The organism is Pelagimonas phthalicica (genome assembly GCF_004364805.1).
Classification (GTDB): domain Bacteria; phylum Pseudomonadota; class Alphaproteobacteria; order Rhodobacterales; family Rhodobacteraceae; genus Pelagimonas; species Pelagimonas phthalicica.
Map to the genome: position 1 here is coordinate 1,038,412 of NZ_SOAP01000001.1, position 18,838 is coordinate 1,057,249.

Below are 18,838 nucleotides of genomic sequence, written 5' to 3' on the forward strand. Positions count from 1 at the left end.
TCAACGCGAAGACCGTCGCGCAGGCTCTCACTTGAAAGCATTACAAGGATCTTCACGTTCCGCTGGGGGGCTGTAGGAGATCTCGTCAAACTCCCCTGCCGGAGCTACCGCCCCCTCTTCACCTTGACCCAATGCATAGATCTCCAGATCAGGCGCGCGCTTAGCCAGATAGACAGGAGCCCCCCAATCCTTACGCGCGTGCCCGTTTCCGGTGATTACGACGACTGGCCCGCCAGTGGCATCAATCGCTTGCACCACAGCCCGAGCCAAAGCTGCATCACGCAACCGCTGCATGCCCACCATTTCCGGCAACAACTCAATGGGTAAAGCGTTGCAATGCGCGGCCAGTTGCATCTCTTCTCGAGCGTCTTGCTGCGCTTTTGGCAAAGCGATTGTAAGGCCATACTCTTCTGCTGATGGTCCAAAAACCTCCTCGACAGGTTCTTTCATCAGGCGCATGACATCACGTCGAGGCAGCCCAGCTCCGAACACTTTCGCCCCTGGCGCGGACTCGAAAATCGGGAAATACATCGCGAAATCCGGCCAGCCGGACTGTTCCCATTCCAAGGCCTGCGACAAGGCTTCAGCGTCTAAACGCAGCTCATCGGTCACCTTTTCGGCTTGCTCCCGGGTCAGCATTTCAAAGACGAGCGCCATGGGCTTCAACGCTGCAACTCGCTCAGCCTGCTGCACGTGATGACCCGGATTGTCATGGGTCTCGCCTAGGAAAAACACATCCTGCGCCATCACTGCCGCAGGACATATCGCTATCATAACTGCCCAAAATACCTGTTTCATAGCAGGAACTGATGCACCTCATCAGCGTTCTCTTCAAGCGTTTTGCGCATTTTACCCATTGCCGCGGCCTCGACCTGACGAATGCGTTCTTTGGACAGGCCCAGTTCTTCGCCGAGGCTTTCCAAAGTGCGTGGATCGTCCCGCAGTTTACGTTCGCGCACGATATAGCGCTCCCGCTCGCTCAGCAGGTCCATGGCAGCGATGATCCAATCACGCATCTGTTCGGTGTCGTGGCGATCCTCGACGATTTCAGCGGCCTGCGCCCCGTCATCGGCTAGGGCGTCAATCCATTCGCGCCCTTCATCTTCGGTCGATTGCGTCGCGTTGAGCGAAAAGTCAGAGCCGGACAGCCGGCCCTCCATCATCTCAACGTCTCGCAAAGGCACACCAATTTCCGAAGCAATCCGGTGGCGCAATTGATGGCCGTCCAAAGCCTCTCCGCTTACCGACGCCTCGCGTTCAATCTGCGCCTGCACGCGCTTCATGTTGAAAAACAAGGATTTCTGCGCGCTGGTCGAACCGGTACGCACCATGGACCAGTTGCGCATCACGTAATCCTGGATCGACGCCTTGATCCACCAGATCGCATAGGTCGAAAAGCGCACGCCGCGATCCGGGTCAAACTTGTCAGCCGCTTTCATCAGGCCCAGCCCCGCCTCTTGGATGAGGTCATTCATCGGCGCGCCATAGCGTTTGAACTTGGCCGCCTGGGCAATCGCCAGCCGCATATAAGCATTGATCAGGCGGTGCAGCGCCTGTTCATCCCGCTGGTCCCGCCATGCGCGGGCAAGCTGTAATTCGGTGTCGGCATCCAGCAGTTCCGCCTTCATGGCTTTGCGCGGCAGATGCTGATCGGTCATTCCATCAAGTGCCATCGTAAATTCCCTGTCGTTACGCTGTTCACTTTTGTCTACGGTCGTAGTCGCCGTTTGGATTACATGTGGGGCATAAATATCTTTGAACAACCCCAAGCTGACAAAGCTGTGATCAATGTTTCTGATAACAGCGCGCACAATTTAGAATTTCACATTGCGGGCACAGGTTGTAATCATGGCCCGAGCGACAGGAGTTACGATGAATTATTCAATCTTTATTGGGGATTACACCTATTCAAGCTGGTCACTACGTGGCTGGCTTTTGCTGCACCGTTTTGGCCTTCCCTATACGTCCAAAATGGTCCCATTCGACAAGGACAGCGTTGCCAACCAACTGGCCGATCTGAAACCGGCAAAAACCGTGCCCACCGTCGTCACCCCCGAGGGCGACGTGATCTGGGACAGCCTTGCCATTGCCGAGGAACTCGCAAGTCGCCATCCCGAGGCTGGTATTTGGCCCAGCGACCCAAGCCTGCGGTCACTGGCGCGCAATTTGGCGTCGGAAATGCATTCAGGCTTTATGTCTTTGCGCGACCAGTGCCCGATGAACCTGTCTGTGTCTTATTCTGACTTCACACCCTCAGAGCAAACACAGGCAGATCTGGCACGCCTCGACCTGATTTGGTCTTTTGCTTTGGAAAAGTCCGGCGGCCCCTGGCTCTGTGGCGAATACTCGGCGGTTGATGCATTTTTCGCGCCCGTGGTAGGCCGCATTGCGGGCTATGGTTTGCAGGTCAACGCAGCGGCGCAAGCCTATGTTGACCACCATCTCGCTGACCCGGCATTTCGGCAATGGCGTGCCATGGGCACTGCCCGAAATGTTGAACTGCCTTGGTATTCGCGGGACTTCGCGACCAAGCCTTGGCCCGGTCCAGCGCCGTTGAACGCTCGTGTTGTCGAGGAAGGCACACCCGAAAATGACGCATGCCCGTATTCAGGCAAACCGGCCACGCATCTGTTCGAGGTCGAGGGGCGCATATTCGGTGTTTGCAACGATTTTTGCCGCGCCAAGACCGTTGCAGACCCCGCCGCCTGGCCCGCTTTCATGGCTTTGTACAACAAAGCCTAAAGAAAAAGCACCGCGGGTCACGCTGACCGGCGGTGCAACACTTTCAACGATTGCTCGTTTATGATCCCAGCGGCATTTCGAAGGTGTCGGATGGTGATCGTATTCGACGAAGGCTGCGGAGCCTAAAGCCGCGCCATTCAACCGACCTCGCACTATGTTAGTGCGTCCAGGGGGCCTTGCGATCCACGGCGAAATTCTCGGCATAGCCGCGGGCGCGGATATTGGGCTTGCGCTTGTTGGGTTCAACAACCTGCGCCTCGATCCCGTTTTCCTTGGCGTAGTTCAGCGCGCCCTCTTTGCTGTCAAAACGCATCTTGACCTGGCTTTGCGTATCCGAAGACGAAGTCCAGCCCATCAGCGGATCCACCTCACGCCGCGACGCAGGCGCGAATTCAAGCACCCAGAACTTGGTCTTGCCCTGGCCCGAAGACATAGCGGTTTTGGCTGGCTGATAGATGCGTGCACGCATGGCTAAACTCCTTAGACACACGTGGTTATCGGAGATTCCCGCCGCCAGCGCAAGCGTCAGATCCAGCCCTTTTGTCACATATTGAGACTTGAGAAGGGGAGGCAAGCAGCGGTTCAGAGGGTAATCCGGCCACGGGGAGCGAGGGGTGGGTAAATTGCGGCACAGGAGGACCGCCAAACCGACTGCTTCCTTCAAAAGATACATTTTGCGCAAACTTTCTCGCAACAGTGTTTTACGATCGTTCCGAACAAGCCGCCCGGTCCAAACCGTTAACAAACTGATAACAGGTGACTTTAGGTCAACTGCGGCATTTTGTATTATTTTCACAGGCTTGCTGCGCGGCAGCATTCAAACCGCTTTGAGGGGTTGAAAACCGGACAAATGACGACAATTCTACTTTTGTTCTATTGCGAGAATCGCCATGCCCTATGCTCATTCCGACAAGACCATGCCGGTCTTGAACTCCCCTGCCCCGGATGTAAAAACCCGCGAAAAGCTGGAGGGCGGCAAGCGGTTCGTCATGCAAACCGAATTCGAGCCAGCCGGGGACCAGCCAACCGCCATTGCAGAACTGTCGTCCGGTGTTCTGGCCGGGGATCGCGATCAGGTTCTGCTGGGGGCCACCGGCACAGGCAAGACCTTTTCGATGGCTAAGGTGATCGAGGAAACCCAGCGCCCCGCCATTATCCTGGCCCCGAACAAGACGCTGGCGGCCCAGCTATATGGCGAATTCAAAGGCTTTTTCCCGGACAACGCCGTCGAATATTTCGTGTCCTTCTACGACTATTACCAGCCCGAGGCCTATGTTGCGCGCTCGGATACTTATATCGAGAAAGAGAGCCAGATTAACGATCAGATCGACCGCATGCGCCACGCGGCCACGCGCGCGCTGCTGGAAAGGGACGATGTGATTATCGTGGCCTCGGTCTCTTGCATATACGGGATCGGGTCGGTCGAAACCTATGGTGCGATGACCCAAGATTTGCATGTTGGCAACGAGTATGATCAGCGCAAAGTCATCGCTGATCTGGTCGCGCAACAATACAAACGCAACGACCAAGCCTTTCAGCGCGGCACCTTCCGTGTGCGTGGCGACAGTCTGGAGATCTGGCCGGCCCACCTTGAAGATCGCGGCTGGAAGCTGTCTTTCTTTGGTGAAGAGCTGGAAAACATCACCGAATTCGACCCGCTGACCGGCGAGAAAACCGGCACGTTTGACCGCATCCGCGTCTATGCGAATTCGCACTATGTGACGCCGAAACCGACCATGCAGCAGGCGATTATCAGCATCAAGAAAGAGCTGCGTCAACGGTTGGATCAGTTGGTGGGTGAGGGCAAGCTGCTTGAGGCGCAGCGTCTGGAACAGCGCACCAATTTCGACATTGAGATGCTAGAGGCGACCGGCGTCTGCAACGGGATCGAAAACTATTCACGCTATCTGACCGGCCGCGCCCCGGGTGAGCCACCGCCCACCCTGTTCGAATTTATTCCCGACCATGCCATTGTTTTCGCAGATGAAAGCCACGTCTCGGTGCCACAGATCGGCGGGATGTATAAAGGCGACTATCGCCGCAAATTCACCCTTGCGGAACATGGCTTTCGCCTTCCCTCCTGCATGGATAACCGCCCGCTCAAATTCGAAGAATGGGACGCTATGCGCCCGCAATCGATCTTTGTCAGCGCCACCCCCGCCGCTTGGGAGCTTGAGCAATCTGGCGGTGTCTTTACCGAACAGGTGATCCGCCCCACCGGTCTGCTTGACCCGCCGGTTGAGATCCGCCCGGTGGATATGCAGGTCGATGACCTCTTGGATGAAATCCGCAAGGTCAACGATCTGGGCATGCGCACGCTGGTCACCACGCTGACCAAGCGCATGGCCGAAGACCTGACGGAATACCTGCATGAACAGGGCATCAAGGTGCGCTACATGCACTCGGACATCGACACGATCGAGCGGATCGAGATCCTGCGCGATCTGCGCCTTGGGGCCTTTGACGTGCTGATCGGGATCAACCTGCTGCGCGAGGGTCTGGACATTCCCGAATGTGGTCTGGTCGCCATTCTGGACGCGGATAAAGAGGGGTTCCTGCGCTCTGAAACCTCTTTGGTGCAGACCATTGGCCGCGCGGCGCGCAATGCCGAAGGCCGCGTGATCATGTATGCGGACCGAATGACCGGCTCGATGGAGCGCGCAATTGGCGAAACCAACCGCCGCCGCGCCAAACAGATCGCCTATAACGAAGAACACGGCATCACCCCGGAAACGGTGAAAAAGAATGTCGAAGACATTCTGGCCGGTCTTTACCAAGGCGACACCGACCAATCCCGCGTCACTGCCAAAATCGACAAAGGCTCAGCCGGCGGCAACCTGCAAACCGTACTCGAAGGGCTGCGCAACGACATGCGCAAGGCGGCTGAGAACCTTGAGTTCGAAGAAGCAGCGCGTCTGCGTGACGAGATCAAGCGCCTGGAGGCAGTTGATCTGGCCGTGGCGGATGACCCATTGGCCCGGCAAGCCGCCGTGGCTGCGGCATCTGAGGAGGCCGTGAAGTCTCAGGGGCGCTCAACGGCTGGGAAGCCGGGGCAGCGTGGCGGGGTTCGGAGGCGTCGGGGGCGGTGAGGTTTAGACCAAAAAGTGAAGCAACCCCCTTTCGTAACTTTTTCAGGAAGTACTCGGATGACTGGCGCAAGCATAAAGAAGGCTTGGGACGTAAGGAGTTTTTGCGAGACCACGGAAAACGACACAGAAGTGTCGGTGCTATCGAAACCCGGTTCGACGGAATAGAAGGACATCTAATCGAACTCATCGCACAATCTGATGTCGCATTGGGCGCAATTGCTTGGCTAACAAACGAGAGGTTACTGGACGCATTGGCTCAGTTGAAAAGAGCATCGTTCGTTGTTCAGAAGGAAGATTTCCTGCGACCAGACCTCACCGACGAAAACAAACAGCACTTCTCCAGACGCTTACGCAGACAATACGATCAACTAAGACCCTTATCTTCAAACGACTTTTTGGACTGTTATCCTGGTTCACAAGAAGGAATGCCGGGACACAACTACAGCGTTGAGAACTGGCTGATTGCAGCAGACGGGCAATATATACAAACCGACGATGCAGTGAGGTGTATTGGCTTTCAACGAAATCAATCCAAGTTGTCCGTACCCACAATGCATCACAAGTTTGCAGTTTTTGGGATCTATAGACCTGACGTAATTATCTTGCCAACGTGTGTAGTTACTGGATCATTTAATTGGTCTGCAAATGCTCAAGTGAGTAGAGAAAACATCGTCACCATTTTCGACAAGCGCGTGTGCAATGATTACGTGTCTGAATGGGCACAATTATGGGCTCTGTCCGAAGAACTAGACTGGTCTCAAGAGACTCCTCGGTTCCCCAGTCACTATATTGGAACATAAAATACTAATGCCTAAAGGCTTTAGAAAGAGTTCTCGCCAGTACCCCTTCCTGCTTCCGTGCCTCTACACCAACGCCCGCCGCAGCAAGTTCACCCCGGCAACCAGCAGAACCACCAAAGTCGCGCGTTTAAAGGCCGCTTGGTCGATCCTGTCTTGCAGCCGGCTTCCGATCCACATTCCCAGCACCGCCGGGATCACCATCAGCGCGGAAAACTGCGCCGTCTGAGCGTTCAATATCCCCGAGCCGATATGCGCGACGACCAGCGCCACCGCGCCCAGCCCGTAAATTACGCCCTGCACCCGCATCTGCTCGCGCTTTTCCGTCCCCAAGGCCGTCAGATAGGCCACGGTCGGCGGCCCCCAGACGCCGGACATGCCACCCATAAAGCCCGCAAACACCGCCACGCTGACCTCAACCCGGCGCGTGGCTTGCAAGACCGGCTGCCACCCCGCCAGCTGCATCGCGCAAAACGACACGATGGGTACGCCGATCACGGCAAACATCACTTCGACCGGCAGGATTCGCACAAATTGTGACGAGATCAGGATCATCACACCACCGACCACCAGAAACAGCCGATATTGCTGCACCGTATGCCAGGCCGCCTTGCCGCCTTGCCGCAGCGCCTGCATGCCGTTGGTGACAACAGTGGGAATGATCAACCCGGCCAGGGCCAGCTCGGGCGAGATAAAACTGCCCAGCCCTGAGATGAGAATCATCGGCATGGCAAAGCCAACGATGCCCTTGACCACACCAGCCAAAAGGCCAACTCCAAGGCATAGGGACAAAAGTGGTATATTAGAGAAGATCGTGTCCATGCCCGTGATTTAACACGTCATTCTTCGCTGCACCGCAAAAATCCTTTGCGCAATTTTTGAACAACAGCGCCGCAGCATTGGTATTTTTGTTGCGCTGCGCTTGCAAAATAGCTAGACCCTTCACAAGATAAGTTTGAGGATCCGACAGATGGCACATGATGGACAAGACCCCAGCCTTGGCAGCGTAATCCTGCCTGACCTGCTGACCCTGACCGGCGCGGCGATTGCCCCGGTCGAAACCGTGTTCGAAGCGGCGCGCAACAGCGTGCGTGAGATGGTCAGCAAGGATGGCCGCGTATCCGGAGCGTTGATCGAAGCCAACCAGACCGCCGCCCATGGCCTCGCCTGGTTTGCCACCTATCTCGAAAGCTTGCGCCAGATGCAGGGCTGGGCAGAGCGTTTGCAAGCCGAGGGCAAATTTGGCGAGCTTGAACAGTTGATGCACCAGATCGCCTTTGGCGAATATCTCTGGCAGATCTATGGCGGCATCCAAATGAACCAGGGCGAAATGGTCCGCCTGCAGGATATGGGCCTGTCGCAGGACGATGCCCGCGCCCTGATGAATGACGCGGTCATGACCCTGACCCAAGGGGCCAACACCCAGGCCGCGCGCACCCGTCTGGTTGACGTGATCCAACAGCGCGAAGGTGACATCACCTATGGGGTAACCGGTCTGGACGAGGAACTGGAAATGTTCCGCGAACAAATGCGCCGCTATGCCGTTGATAAGGTCGAACCTTACGCCCATGAATGGCACCTCAAAGATGAGCTGATCCCGATGGAGATCATCGAAGAGCTCGCTGAAATGGGCGTGTTTGGTCTGACCATTCCTGAGGAATATGGCGGACTTGGCATGTCCAAAGCCTCCATGTGCGTGGTCTCCGAAGAGCTGTCGCGCGGCTATATCGGTGTCGGCTCGCTTGGCACCCGCTCTGAAATCGCGGCCGAATTGATCATCGCTGGCGGTACCGAAGAGCAGAAACAGAAATGGCTGCCTGCGCTGGCAACCGGTGAAAAGCTGCCCACCGCCGTGTTTACTGAGCCTAATACCGGTTCTGACCTCGGCTCTCTGCGCACCCGCGCGGTCAAGGATGAGAACGGCGATTGGAAGATCACCGGCAATAAGACCTGGATCACTCATGCGGCCCGCACCCATGTCATGACCCTGTTGGCGCGGACCGATCCGGAAACAAGCGATTACAAAGGCTTGTCCATGTTCCTGGCGGAAAAGACACCGGGGGACGACGCCAATCCTTTCCCGACCGAGGGCATGACTGGCGGTGAAATCGAGGTGCTCGGCTATCGCGGCATGAAGGAATATGAGCTTGGCTTTGACAACTTCCATGTCAAAGGCGAAAACCTGCTGGGTGGCGAGACCGGCAAAGGTTTCAAGCAGTTGATGGAAACCTTTGAAAGCGCCCGTATCCAAACCGCCGCCCGTGCCATTGGTGTGGCGCAATCGGCCATGGATGTGGGCATGAAATACGCCCAGGATCGCAAGCAGTTCGGCAAATCCCTGATCGATTTCCCGCGCGTCTCTGGCAAGATCGCCATGATGGCGGTGGAAATCATGGTGGCGCGTCAGCTTTCCTACTTCTCTGCCCGCGAAAAGGACGAAGGCCGTCGTTGTGACCTGGAGGCTGGCATGGCCAAACTACTTGGCGCACGCGTCGCCTGGGCCGCTGCCGATAATGCGCTGCAAATCCATGGCGGTAACGGCTTTGCGCTGGAATACACCATCTCGCGCATCCTCTGCGACGCCCGGATCCTCAATATCTTTGAAGGTGCCGGCGAAATTCAGGCTCAGGTCATCGCCCGCCGCCTTCTGGGCTGACTTAACAGTTTCACTCTCCAACTCATGGCCCCGCGCGAATTTCGCACGGGGCTTTTTTTCGCGCATCGTCTCTGTTTCTTCTTGGTCCAAATACTCCGGGGAGTCCCGAGCCCGCTCGGGACGGGGCAGAGCCCCTGCCTTGTGCAAAACATGATCAGGATCAAAGAAGACATTCCACCATTGTGATGTGTGAAGCCAAACACATCTCAGGAGCACGATATGAGCTGGTCAGACAAACTCAACGACACCAAAGCGCAGCTAAAACAATTGAACGGAGCCATCCCCGAGACCGTAGCTGGGTTCGGAGCAATCGGCAAATCAGTCAAAAAGGATGGCGCGCTCTCCTTCAGGGAAAAGGAATATGTCGCCCTGGGCATCGCGGTGGCCACACGTTGCGAGCCTTGCATCCTGTTTCACACCGAAGCCTTGGTGAAACTCGGCGCGACCCGCGAGGAAGTGGCCGAAGTACTGGCAACTTGCATCCAAATGGGCGGCGGTCCGGGCCTGATGTATTCCGGCAAAGCGCTGCAGGTTTTTGACGAACTCAGTTCCAAATCCTAAGCCTGCGTCAGCCTGTCGCGACGGAACGCCAAACACATTCCGTATCACCTATATGAAAATCAGTTAGGAGATCCGCGATGATCCGTTTTGCACTTCCCTTTATCGTTTTGGCGGGTACGGCAACAGCGCAACAAATGCCCGGAGCACATTTTCTAGAGAACTGGGACCTGAACGAGGATGCTCAGGTCACAACCTCCGAGGCGGCAGAGCGCCGGGGCGATGTCTTTGTGACCTTTGATACCAACGATGACGGGTTTCTGGACGCCAAGGAATACATCGCCTTTGACGAGGCGCGCGAGAATGACATTCGCGAACATGCGCAACCGGGCAAAGGTCTTGGCCGACGTGCAGCTGACGATCTGGCCTTGGTCCCGAATGATCTGAACAAGGACGGCAAGGTCAGCCGCGAGGAATTTGTCAGCCGCGCCGAAACTTGGATCGGCATGATGGACAAAAACGGCGATGGCGTCATTACCATTGCGGACTTTGGCCGTGGCCAAGGCAAGGGCGGCGGCCAAGGTCGCGGCAAAGGCTAACCCCCAACACAATGGGCCGGTCACATCGACTGGCCCATTGTGTTCCTTTGGGTAGGGTGGGGTTTCACCCCACCATTCACCCACGCAATTCGCCGCCCGTGGCTTTGGTCACCTTCTCGACGATCTTCGCGGCGACCGCCTCGATATCCTTCTCTTTCAAGGTCTTGTCGGTCGGCTGCAAACGCACCGTTATAGCGAGGGATTTCTTGCCTTCACCCAGATTGCCGCCGATGAATTCGTCAAACACCCGCACTTCTTCGATCAAGGCTTTGTCCGCTCCGGCGGCCGCGTTGATCAAGGTCAGCGCTTCGACCGAGGCATCCACCACAAAGGCAAAGTCACGCTCAACCGCCTGCAAATCGTTCAGCGCCAGCGCCGAGCGGGTTGCATTGGTTTTGCGCGGCATCGGCACCTGTTCTGGATACAGGACAAAGCCCACCGCAGGCCCTTTGACATCCATGGCGTCCAGCACTTTGGGGTGCAACTCTCCAAAGACGCCCAGCACCTTTTTCGGCCCCAGGCAAATGCGACCATGGCGGCCCGGATGCCACCACCCTTCGCCACCACGCAGGATCTGCACCTTGGCGGGCGCACCAATCGCGCTCAGCACTGCCTCAGCATCCGCCTTTGCGTCGAACAGATCAACGGCCCGCATCGCGCCATGCACATCCTTGGGGCCGGAGCGACCGACCAAAAGGCCAGCAATCTGCAAATGCTGCTCTTCGGGCTCACCGCCATGGAAGGCATGGCCGACCTCGAACAGAGCCAGATCATTGTATCCGCGCGCCTGATTGCGCGACGCCGCTTGCAGCAAGCCGGGCAGCAGCGAGGGGCGCATATGGCTCATCTCAGAGCTGATCGGATTCGCCACGCGGGTCACATCCGCGCCACCGCCAAACAGCTCGGCCGCCGCCTGATCGATAAAGCTGTAGGTCACGCATTCATTATAGCCCAGCGCTGCCGTGGTGCGCCGCGCGGTGCGCTCGCGTTTCTGCATTGGCGACAGGATCGGCTTGGGCACGCCGGCCTGAGGGCGCGGGAGAGGCTGGCTTTGCAGCTTGGTCAGGGACGCAATCCGCGCCACCTCTTCGACCAGATCCGCCTCGCCCTTCACATCCGAGCGCCAGCTTGGAACAAAGGCTTGGTCCCCTTCCATACGGAATCCCAGCGCAGTCAGCGTTTGGCGCTGCACGGCTTCTGGGATCTCCATCCCGACCAGAGATTCAACGCGTTTGGCGTCCAGCGTGTAGCTGCGTGTGGTGTCTGGCACCTGCCCCGCAACCACAACTTTCGACGCCTCACCGCCGCAGAGATCAAGGATCATCTGCGTCGCATCTTCCATGGCCTGCATATTGTAGTCGGGGTCAATGCCGCGCTCGTTGCGGTAACGCGCATCCGAATTGATCTTGAGCGCGCGCCCGGTATGGGCAATCTGCACGTGATCCCAAACCGCCGCCTCGAGGAAGACATTCACAGTCTCATCGGTGCAACCCGTGGCCAGACCACCCATGATGCCGCCAATGCTCTCGATAGCCGCGTCATCAGAGATCACCACCTGACCGGCGCTGAAGGTATATTCCTTTTCATCCAGCCCGACCAAGGTTTCACCACCCGCCGCGCGATGCACACGCAGGTTGCCGTTGACCTTATCCGCGTCAAACACGTGCAGAGGGCGGTTGCGGTCAAAGGTGAAGAAGTTGGTGATGTCCACCAGCACCGAAATCGGGCGCAAGCCAATCGCGGTCAGGCGCTGTTGCAGCCATTCCGGGCTTGGGCCGTTCTTGACACCTTTGATCAGACGCCCAGCAAAGACCTCACAGCCATCCTTGCGCGTGTCTTCGTCGATGGTCACAGAAATCGGGCTGTCAAAGCTGCCCTCAACACCCTCAACCTTAAGCGGTTTCAGCGTGCCGAGGCCGCGCGCAGCCAGATCACGGGCGATCCCATGCACACCCAGCGCATCCTGACGGTTCGGGGTAATGGCGATTTCGATCACCGGGTCGACTTTCTCAGGCATATTCGCGCCCAGCCAATCGACAAAGCTGTCACCCACTTCGCCACTTGGCAGCTCGATAATACCGTCGTGATCATCACCCAGCTGAAGTTCCTTCATCGAGGCCATCATGCCGTGGCTTTCGACGCCGCGGATCTTGCCCACGCTGAGCGTGATATCGAGGCCGGGCACATAGTCACCGGGTTTACACAGCACTACAGTGATGCCTTCGCGCGCATTGGGTGCGCCGCAAACGATCTGTTTGTCGCCCTCATCAGTGGCCACCGTGCAAACGCGCAGGCGATCCGCATCCGGGTGCTGCTCGGCATGGGTGACCTTGGCGATGGTGAATTTGGCCAGCGCCTGAGCCGGGTTTTCGATGCCTTCGACCTCGAGGCCAAGGTCAGTCAGGGTCTCGGCGATCTCATCGACCGAGGCCGTGGTGTCCAGGTGGTCTTTCAGCCAGGAGAGGGTGAATTTCATATCTCGGTCCCCTTGGGGCAAATACTGATCGTCTGGGTCGTGCTGCCGATCCTGCGGCGCGCCCGGCCCGGGGTGGGTGCGGAACGCGCCCGCCCATGGGGCGGGTCGGGCGCGTCGCAGGATTGACATCCTGCGGAATATTTCGAAACGTCCTTAGCGGATTGGCGCGAGGGAGAAAAGAGGCGCACGCCGTCAGCCCGCCAATCTTGTCCTAAAGGTCTAAGCTAAAGCACAACAAAGCCGATCAGCGCCCGACCTAGAGGGCGTTTTATTGGCTTATGATATACGTTGTGTGTTTCGAGTAGAGGCCGGTTCGTGTATCGCCCCAGGGCCAAAAGCTATTCCGAATTTGTTTCCGAAATACCGAAATCAACCGATGCAACACACCACAGATTCATTTGAATCTCACCCAGGGCAAACCGCTTTGCTTTACCATGATGCATCACTTCGTATGCGGCAAAGGTTTTGTCAGGGAAGTCCCTTAGCGCGACCCGACCAACCGCCTTTGCTTGCTCAGCAAGTGTGAAAACGTCCTCTCCATCAAGGAGCGCAGGTTCAGGGTCAACAAAGACCAAATACCCCCAGCCGCAGGGCCCAAAATCGGCGGTTTCGTCGCCTGCTCTGGACCCGCTGGCACTCACTTACTCAACCCACCATGCAGCGTCGGCGCATCCAAAGGCGTGAACCCGTAATGCTTCAGCCATCGCAGGTCTGAATCGAAGAAGGCGCGCAGATCGGGGATGCCGTATTTCAGCATCGCCAGACGGTCGATGCCGATACCAAAGGCAAAGCCTTGGTATTCCTTGGGGTCAACACCGGCATTCTCCAGCACCTTGGGGTGCACCATGCCAGAGCCAAGGATCTCCATCCAGTCATCGCCTTCGCCAACCTTCAACACGCCATTGTCCCAGGTGCATTGAATGTCGACCTCGGCCGATGGCTCGGTGAAGGGGAAGTGTGAGGCGCGGAAGCGCAACTCCACATGGTCGACCTCAAAGAAGGCCTTCACGAATTCTTCGAGGCACCATTTCAGGTTCGCCATCGAGATGTCCTTGCCAATGCACAGCCCTTCGACCTGATGGAACATCGGTGTGTGGGTCTGGTCATAATCGGCGCGATACACACGGCCCGGCGCGATCACGCGGATCGGTGCGCCTTGCGCCTCCATCGAGCGGATCTGCACCGGCGAGGTATGGGTGCGCAGGATATGCGGCGGGCGATTATCGCCCTCGGCACGGTGCATATAAAACGTGTCCATCTCGGCGCGGGCCGGGTGGTGGCTCGGGATGTTGAGCGCGTCAAACACGTACCAATCGGTGTCGATCTGCGGGCCCTCGGCGACGGCAAAGCCCATATCGGCAAAGATCGCGCTGACCTCTTCGGTGACCTGGCTGATCGGATGGATCGTACCGCGACGTTGTGGACGCGCAGGCAGGGTCACGTCCAGCCACTCCTCGGCCAGACGCGCCTCAAGCGCCGCATCCGCCAGCGCAGCTTTTTTCGCAGTCAAGGCACTGTTGATCTCATCCTTGAGCGCGTTCAGCGCCGGGCCTGCGACCTGACGCTCTTCTGGGGTCATCTTGCCCAGCTCGCGCATTTTCAGGCTGATCTCGCCCTTTTTGCCCACCGCCTGCACGCGCAGCTCTTCCAGCGCGGCTTCGTCACCGGCATCGTTGATAAGGGTCAGATACTTGTCGCGCAGATCGTCCATCGGGGCCTCCTGATTTCGCCTCATGCGTTACCGCGAAGCTGGGCGGGTGGCAACACCCCTAAACCTCTGAAACGCCCAGGGCTGACAGACGCGCGGTGAGAAAGGCTTTTTCTTCGTCCGACGGAGCCATCTCAATTGCTTTGACATAGGCTTGGCGCGCGGCGTCGATTTGGCCGGTGCGGGACAAAAGATCGGCGCGGCAGGAATGGAAGGGCTGGTAATCTCTCAGGTGCTCCCCGGCCCCGCTGGCTTCGAGTTGCTCAAGCGCGTGCGAGGCCCCCGCGGCGTAGGACAAGGCCACCATCTGGTTGAGGAAGATCACCGGATTGGCCTGTCGGCTGAGCAGGAGTTCATAGAGCGCAACAATCTGGCGCCAATCGGTCGCGGCGAAATCGGCGGCCTGGGCATGAAGCGCGCTGATCGCTGCCTGAATCGCGTAAGGCCCCGGGGAGCCCATGGACAGGGCCTGTTGCACAAGACCCGTGCCTTCATCAATCTTGGCCCTGTCCCAGCGCGCCCTGTTTTGCTCTTCGAGCGGCACAAAGTGACCATTCTCGGTGCGCGCAAGGCGTCTGCTTTCACCCAATAGCATGAGGGCAAGCAGCCCCTTGATCTCTGCATGGTCGGGCATCAGGCCAGACAGGATACGACCAAGGCGGATCGCTTCGGAAGCAAGGTCACCGCGTGTCAAAGGCCCGGAGGTCGCGCGATAGCCTTCGTTGAAAATCAGATAGACAACCTTGAGCACGCCATCGATGCGTGCTGGTAAATCCTCAGGCTCTGGCGCGAGAAATGGCAAATTGGCGCTTTGGATTTTCTTTTTCGCCCGGGTCAGGCGCGCGGCCATAGTGGCGGGTTTGTCCAGAAAGGCGGCAGCGATCTCATCTGTGGTCAAACCACCCAATGCGCGCAGAGTCAGCGCGATGCGCGATTTATCATCCAGGATCGGGTGGCAGCAGATGAAAATCAGCTCAAGGCGATGATCCGGGAGGGTTGCGGGCTCTGCCTCCTCGGCTTGGGTTTGTTCAACCCAAAGCGCCAATTGCTCGGCCTTGTCTTGCGCAGTTTGCGAGCGGCGGAATTGATCGATCATCTTGCGCCGGGCGGCTGTCAGCAACCAGGCGTCAGGGCTGTCCGGCACGCCAGAACGCGGCCAGTTCTGTAGCGCGGCAAGCGTCGCCTCTTGCAAACATTCCTCAGCAAGGGACATATCGCGGCACCCGGCCACAAGAACGGATAAAAGCCGCCCCCAATCTTCGCGGATCAAACGGTTGATCTGTTGGTCTATCGGGGACGGCATTTTTGTTAATCAAACACCATGACGGGGCGCACCTCGACGCGACCATGTTTGGCCGTTGGGATTTCAGCGGCGCATTTCTGCGCGTCGTCCATATCGTCGCATTCCAGCAGGTAATAGCCGCCAAGCTGCTCTTTGGTTTCCGCAAAGGGGCCATCCACGGTTTCCATCTTGCCGGTTTCCAGCGACACAGTTGTCGCGGTGGCAATCGGTTGCAGGGCATCGCCAGCGACCAGCTTGCCCGCCTCCTTCATCTTTTGGGTATAGGCCATATAAGCCTGAATATAGGCCCCGAACTCTTCGGTTCCGGGCTGTGGGCCACTGCCTTCGGCACTGTAAATCAAACACATAAATTGCATGGTCTCTCTCCTGTTAACTCGAAAAGCAGTTTTGCCTTTCTGACTAACAGACGGGTGACGAATGACCAAATCGACAGCGGGTGGAAAATTTTTGAAAAAATTTTCGCACGCCGCGCTGCTGTGCCATGAAAAAAGCCGCAGACCTTGCGATCTGCGGCTTTTCTATTTCAAACGCTCGTCAGCTTATGCTGGCAGTGCGCCTTTGGCCTGATCCACGATCGCCGCAAATGCTTCGGGCTCGTGAACGGCCAGGTCCGCCAGAACCTTACGGTCAACTTCGATGCCGGCCAGGTTCAGACCATTGATGAACTTGGAATATGTCAGTGCTTCGTCATGCGCACGAACAGCCGCGTTGATACGCTGGATCCACAGGGCGCGGAAATTACGCTTGCGATTCTTACGGTCGCGGGTTGCGTATTGGTTTGCCTTGTCGACCGCCTGTGCCGCGACCTTAAAGGTGTTCTTGCGGCGGCCATAGTAACCTTTGGCCTGCTTGACGATTTTCTTGTGACGCGCGTGGGTGACGGTTCCGCCTTTTACTCGGGACATAGCTCTTATCTCCTCTTAGCGGTCGTATGGCATGTAGCCCTTGACGGTCTTCGCGTCAGGAGCAGACAGGGTGGTGTTACCGCGAGCGTCGCGGATGAATTTCTTGGTGCGTTTGATCATGCCGTGGCGTTTGCCAGCCTGACCAGCCAGTACCTTGCCGGTCGCAGTGACCTTAAAGCGCTTCTTGGCGCTCGACTTTGTCTTCATCTTGGGCATTTCGGTCTCCGTCTTTTGGCGCGACTCGGCATGCCACATGGGCCGGACGCGCGGTTGAGACGCGCCGTATAGGCGGGGAAAGGATTTTTGGCAAGCCCGGAATCAGGCGAAACCGCTGAATTTCACTGCTTCGCAGCTTAATTCGTGAACTTGGCCACCACCTGAAAGAACACTTCGGGGATGTCCTGCATGCGATAGCCGCCCTGCTTGGTGTTCAGCGCATAGATCACCAATCCGCCCGCAATCACCATGACAATGGCTGCAACACGAGGTGTGCGGCCATCGGAAAAGGCTGAAATAATCGCAGGCAGCGAAAACACCGCCATAACCAAACCTGCGATCAACGTTGTATCTGGATCCATGACACCAGACCCTCAATGAAAACACCTGAGAGCAGGTTATTCCGGATCGGTGCTGTAAATCAAACGTTCATCACAAGGGGCGACGCGAAGAATGTTGGTTGTGCCCGGAATATTGAAAGGAACACCGGCTGTGACAACAATCTGATCACCTTCGTCAGCGAAACCACCTTTGCGGGTGGCGCGGGCCGCATTGACCACCGCCTGTTTGAACCGCTCTAGCTCGCCAGTCATCACGCAATAGGTCCCCCAGCTCAGCACCAAGCGGCGGGCAGTAACGCGTGACGAGGTCATGGCGATGATTGGAACACGCGGGCGTTCGCGCGACACCTTGGTGGCTGTGGTGCCAGACGAGGTAAAGCAGCAGATTGCCTTGATATCCGTGGTTTCCGCGATTTCCCGCGCGGCGGCCACAATCCCGTCCGCCACGGAGTGGCGCTCGGCTTTGCGGCTGGCCTCAATAATGTCGCGATAGGTTGGGTCGCCTTCGACTTCGACGGCGACATTGTCCATCGTGCTGACAGCTTCGATAGGATACTCACCTGCCGCAGATTCCGCCGATAGCATGATTGCGTCAGAGCCTTCGTAGATCGCGTTGGAGACGTCAGACACTTCGGCCCGCGTTGGCATCGGCGATTCGATCATCGATTCCAGCATCTGTGTCGCGACAATCACGGGCTTGGCTGCCGCACGGCATTTGCGCACCAGACGTTTCTGGATTGGCGGCACGTTTTGCACGGGCAGTTCCACGCCAAGATCCCCACGGGCCACCATAATGCCGTCTGATACTTCAAGGATCTCGTCAAAGCTCTCCACCGCCGCGGGCTTTTCGATCTTGGACAGGATCGCGGCGCGGCCATTGGCTAATTCGCGGGCTTCCCAAACGTCTTTGGCGCGCTGAACAAAGGACAGTGCCAGCCAATCAACACCCAAAGAACAGACGAATTCCAGATCGCGGCGGTCTTTTTCAGACAGCGCTGCCAGCGGTAGAACCACATCTGGAACGTTGACCCCTTTGCGATCAGAGATCACACCGCCGGTGACAACGGTGCAATTGGCGTGATCCTTACCACAATCTTCGACCCGCAAACGGATTTTACCATCGTTGACCAGCAGATGTGCGCCAGGTTCCAACGCGTCAAAGATTTCCGGATGCGGCAGGCACACGCGTTTCTTGTCACCCGGTGTCGGATCGAGATCGAGGCGAAAAGTCTCCCCCCATTCCAGATCTTGCGGGCCGTCAGCAAAGGTGCCCACACGCAGCTTTGGACCCTGAAGGTCGGCCAGAATGGCGATCGGACTGTCTAGATCCTTTTCGACCTGACGAATGATCTTGTGCTTTTCTTCGATTTCTTCATGGCTTCCATGGCTCATGTTCAGGCGAAAAACGTCAGCACCAGCTTCGTGCAGCGCGCGGATCATTTCATATGTCGAAGAGGCCGGGCCCAAAGTGGCCACGATTTTGATCTTGCGATTGCGCTTCATGTCTT

19 protein-coding genes are annotated in these 18,838 nt (G+C 57.4%); 6 read left to right on the plus strand and 13 right to left on the minus strand.

Going from position 1 to position 18,838, the window contains the following annotated elements; all coding sequences use genetic code 11:
• Positions 1-27: 27 nt before the first annotated feature.
• Together CLV87_RS05155 and CLV87_RS05160 are read right to left on the minus strand one after the other, a co-directional pair.
• Positions 28-774 carry a ChaN family lipoprotein gene (locus tag CLV87_RS05155; protein WP_235871847.1) on the minus strand — a complete coding sequence of 249 codons (747 nt, stop codon included), beginning with the start codon at positions 772-774 and terminating at the stop codon, positions 28-30.
• A 20-nt stretch (positions 775-794) separates the two neighbouring features.
• Positions 795-1,673: an RNA polymerase factor sigma-32 gene (locus CLV87_RS05160; RefSeq protein ID WP_099243085.1), complete on the minus strand. Its 879-nt coding sequence runs from the start codon at positions 1,671-1,673 to the stop codon at positions 795-797.
• A 199-nt stretch (positions 1,674-1,872) separates the two neighbouring features.
• Here CLV87_RS05160 and CLV87_RS05165 point away from each other — a divergent pair, with 199 nt between their 5' ends.
• On the plus strand, positions 1,873-2,742 hold the full coding sequence (locus tag CLV87_RS05165) for a glutathione S-transferase (protein WP_099243083.1): 870 nt from the start codon (positions 1,873-1,875) through the stop codon (positions 2,740-2,742).
• 157 nt (positions 2,743-2,899) lie between these two features.
• Here the strand turns inward: CLV87_RS05165 and CLV87_RS05170 are convergent, their stop codons facing one another.
• On the minus strand, positions 2,900-3,211 hold the full coding sequence (locus CLV87_RS05170; RefSeq protein WP_099243081.1) for an ETC complex I subunit: 312 nt from the start codon (positions 3,209-3,211) through the stop codon (positions 2,900-2,902).
• A 421-nt stretch (positions 3,212-3,632) separates the two neighbouring features.
• On the opposite strand from CLV87_RS05170, the gene uvrB reads away from it, so the two are divergent.
• On the plus strand, positions 3,633-5,831 hold the full coding sequence (gene uvrB / locus CLV87_RS05175) for an excinuclease ABC subunit UvrB (protein WP_099243080.1): 2,199 nt from the start codon (positions 3,633-3,635) through the stop codon (positions 5,829-5,831).
• Positions 5,832-5,914: 83 nt separating this feature from the next.
• Complete coding sequence (locus CLV87_RS05180; RefSeq protein ID WP_133840697.1) at positions 5,915-6,631, plus strand: phospholipase D-like domain-containing protein; 717 nt, start codon at positions 5,915-5,917, stop codon at positions 6,629-6,631.
• A gap of 63 nt (positions 6,632-6,694) precedes the next feature.
• Here the strand turns inward: CLV87_RS05180 and CLV87_RS05185 are convergent, their stop codons facing one another.
• On the minus strand, positions 6,695-7,450 hold the full coding sequence (locus tag CLV87_RS05185) for a sulfite exporter TauE/SafE family protein (RefSeq protein WP_099243078.1): 756 nt from the start codon (positions 7,448-7,450) through the stop codon (positions 6,695-6,697).
• A 148-nt stretch (positions 7,451-7,598) separates the two neighbouring features.
• Here CLV87_RS05185 and CLV87_RS05190 point away from each other — a divergent pair, with 148 nt between their 5' ends.
• The 3 genes from CLV87_RS05190 to CLV87_RS05200 all read left to right on the plus strand — a co-directional run bounded on the left by CLV87_RS05190 (position 7,599) and on the right by CLV87_RS05200 (position 10,381).
• Positions 7,599-9,284 (plus strand): acyl-CoA dehydrogenase family protein, encoded by a 1,686-nt coding sequence (locus CLV87_RS05190; protein ID WP_099243076.1) that lies wholly within the window; start codon positions 7,599-7,601, stop codon positions 9,282-9,284.
• A gap of 219 nt (positions 9,285-9,503) precedes the next feature.
• The gene (locus CLV87_RS05195; protein WP_099243074.1) at positions 9,504-9,845 is read left to right on the plus strand and encodes a carboxymuconolactone decarboxylase family protein; all 342 of its coding nucleotides are present in this window, start codon (positions 9,504-9,506) and stop codon (positions 9,843-9,845) included.
• Between the two features lie 77 nt (positions 9,846-9,922).
• Positions 9,923-10,381: an EF-hand domain-containing protein gene (locus CLV87_RS05200; RefSeq protein ID WP_099243072.1), complete on the plus strand. Its 459-nt coding sequence runs from the start codon at positions 9,923-9,925 to the stop codon at positions 10,379-10,381.
• Between the two features lie 76 nt (positions 10,382-10,457).
• Here the strand turns inward: CLV87_RS05200 and pheT are convergent, their stop codons facing one another.
• The 9 genes from pheT to pyk form a co-directional block, all read right to left on the minus strand.
• On the minus strand, positions 10,458-12,857 hold the full coding sequence (gene pheT / locus CLV87_RS05205) for a phenylalanine--tRNA ligase subunit beta (protein ID WP_099243070.1): 2,400 nt from the start codon (positions 12,855-12,857) through the stop codon (positions 10,458-10,460).
• A 338-nt stretch (positions 12,858-13,195) separates the two neighbouring features.
• A complete protein-coding gene (locus tag CLV87_RS05210; protein ID WP_099243068.1) occupies positions 13,196-13,498 on the minus strand; it encodes a hypothetical protein in 303 nt (100 codons plus the stop codon).
• A complete protein-coding gene (gene pheS / locus CLV87_RS05215) occupies positions 13,495-14,568 on the minus strand; it encodes a phenylalanine--tRNA ligase subunit alpha (RefSeq protein WP_099243066.1) in 1,074 nt (357 codons plus the stop codon). The genes CLV87_RS05210 and pheS overlap by 4 nt, the downstream gene beginning before the upstream one ends.
• A 58-nt stretch (positions 14,569-14,626) precedes the next feature.
• The gene (locus CLV87_RS05220) at positions 14,627-15,868 is read right to left on the minus strand and encodes an RNA polymerase sigma factor (RefSeq protein WP_099243064.1); all 1,242 of its coding nucleotides are present in this window, start codon (positions 15,866-15,868) and stop codon (positions 14,627-14,629) included.
• Positions 15,869-15,873: 5 nt separating this feature from the next.
• The gene (locus CLV87_RS05225; protein ID WP_099243062.1) at positions 15,874-16,224 is read right to left on the minus strand and encodes a YciI family protein; all 351 of its coding nucleotides are present in this window, start codon (positions 16,222-16,224) and stop codon (positions 15,874-15,876) included.
• 183 nt (positions 16,225-16,407) lie between these two features.
• A complete protein-coding gene (gene rplT, locus CLV87_RS05230) occupies positions 16,408-16,773 on the minus strand; it encodes a 50S ribosomal protein L20 (RefSeq protein ID WP_099243060.1) in 366 nt (121 codons plus the stop codon).
• Positions 16,774-16,788: 15 nt separating this feature from the next.
• The gene (rpmI, locus tag CLV87_RS05235) at positions 16,789-16,989 is read right to left on the minus strand and encodes a 50S ribosomal protein L35 (RefSeq protein ID WP_099244725.1); all 201 of its coding nucleotides are present in this window, start codon (positions 16,987-16,989) and stop codon (positions 16,789-16,791) included.
• Between the two features lie 137 nt (positions 16,990-17,126).
• Positions 17,127-17,351 (minus strand): hypothetical protein, encoded by a 225-nt coding sequence (locus CLV87_RS05240; RefSeq protein WP_099243058.1) that lies wholly within the window; start codon positions 17,349-17,351, stop codon positions 17,127-17,129.
• Between the two features lie 36 nt (positions 17,352-17,387).
• Complete coding sequence (gene pyk / locus CLV87_RS05245; RefSeq protein WP_099243056.1) at positions 17,388-18,833, minus strand: pyruvate kinase; 1,446 nt, start codon at positions 18,831-18,833, stop codon at positions 17,388-17,390.
• Positions 18,834-18,838 lie beyond the last annotated feature (5 nt).

What these genes read in the sequence shown, in the direction of transcription:
- CLV87_RS05155 (WP_235871847.1), bottom strand. Translation starts at nt 774, where the DNA reads ATGATAGCGATATGTCCTGCGGCAGTGATGGCGCAGGATGTGTTTTTC.
- CLV87_RS05160 (WP_099243085.1), bottom strand. Translation starts at nt 1,673, where the DNA reads ATGGCACTTGATGGAATGACCGATCAGCATCTGCCGCGCAAAGCCATG.
- CLV87_RS05165 (WP_099243083.1), top strand. Translation starts at nt 1,873, where the DNA reads ATGAATTATTCAATCTTTATTGGGGATTACACCTATTCAAGCTGGTCA.
- CLV87_RS05170 (WP_099243081.1), bottom strand. Translation starts at nt 3,211, where the DNA reads ATGCGTGCACGCATCTATCAGCCAGCCAAAACCGCTATGTCTTCGGGC.
- uvrB (WP_099243080.1), top strand. Translation starts at nt 3,633, where the DNA reads ATGCCCTATGCTCATTCCGACAAGACCATGCCGGTCTTGAACTCCCCT.
- CLV87_RS05185 (WP_099243078.1), bottom strand. Translation starts at nt 7,450, where the DNA reads ATGGACACGATCTTCTCTAATATACCACTTTTGTCCCTATGCCTTGGA.
- CLV87_RS05190 (WP_099243076.1), top strand. Translation starts at nt 7,599, where the DNA reads ATGGCACATGATGGACAAGACCCCAGCCTTGGCAGCGTAATCCTGCCT.
- CLV87_RS05195 (WP_099243074.1), top strand. Translation starts at nt 9,504, where the DNA reads ATGAGCTGGTCAGACAAACTCAACGACACCAAAGCGCAGCTAAAACAA.
- CLV87_RS05200 (WP_099243072.1), top strand. Translation starts at nt 9,923, where the DNA reads ATGATCCGTTTTGCACTTCCCTTTATCGTTTTGGCGGGTACGGCAACA.
- pheT (WP_099243070.1), bottom strand. Translation starts at nt 12,857, where the DNA reads ATGAAATTCACCCTCTCCTGGCTGAAAGACCACCTGGACACCACGGCC.
- pheS (WP_099243066.1), bottom strand. Translation starts at nt 14,568, where the DNA reads ATGGACGATCTGCGCGACAAGTATCTGACCCTTATCAACGATGCCGGT.
- CLV87_RS05220 (WP_099243064.1), bottom strand. Translation starts at nt 15,868, where the DNA reads ATGCCGTCCCCGATAGACCAACAGATCAACCGTTTGATCCGCGAAGAT.
- CLV87_RS05225 (WP_099243062.1), bottom strand. Translation starts at nt 16,224, where the DNA reads ATGCAATTTATGTGTTTGATTTACAGTGCCGAAGGCAGTGGCCCACAG.
- rplT (WP_099243060.1), bottom strand. Translation starts at nt 16,773, where the DNA reads ATGTCCCGAGTAAAAGGCGGAACCGTCACCCACGCGCGTCACAAGAAA.
- rpmI (WP_099244725.1), bottom strand. Translation starts at nt 16,989, where the DNA reads ATGCCCAAGATGAAGACAAAGTCGAGCGCCAAGAAGCGCTTTAAGGTC.
- CLV87_RS05240 (WP_099243058.1), bottom strand. Translation starts at nt 17,351, where the DNA reads ATGGATCCAGATACAACGTTGATCGCAGGTTTGGTTATGGCGGTGTTT.
- pyk (WP_099243056.1), bottom strand. Translation starts at nt 18,833, where the DNA reads ATGAAGCGCAATCGCAAGATCAAAATCGTGGCCACTTTGGGCCCGGCC.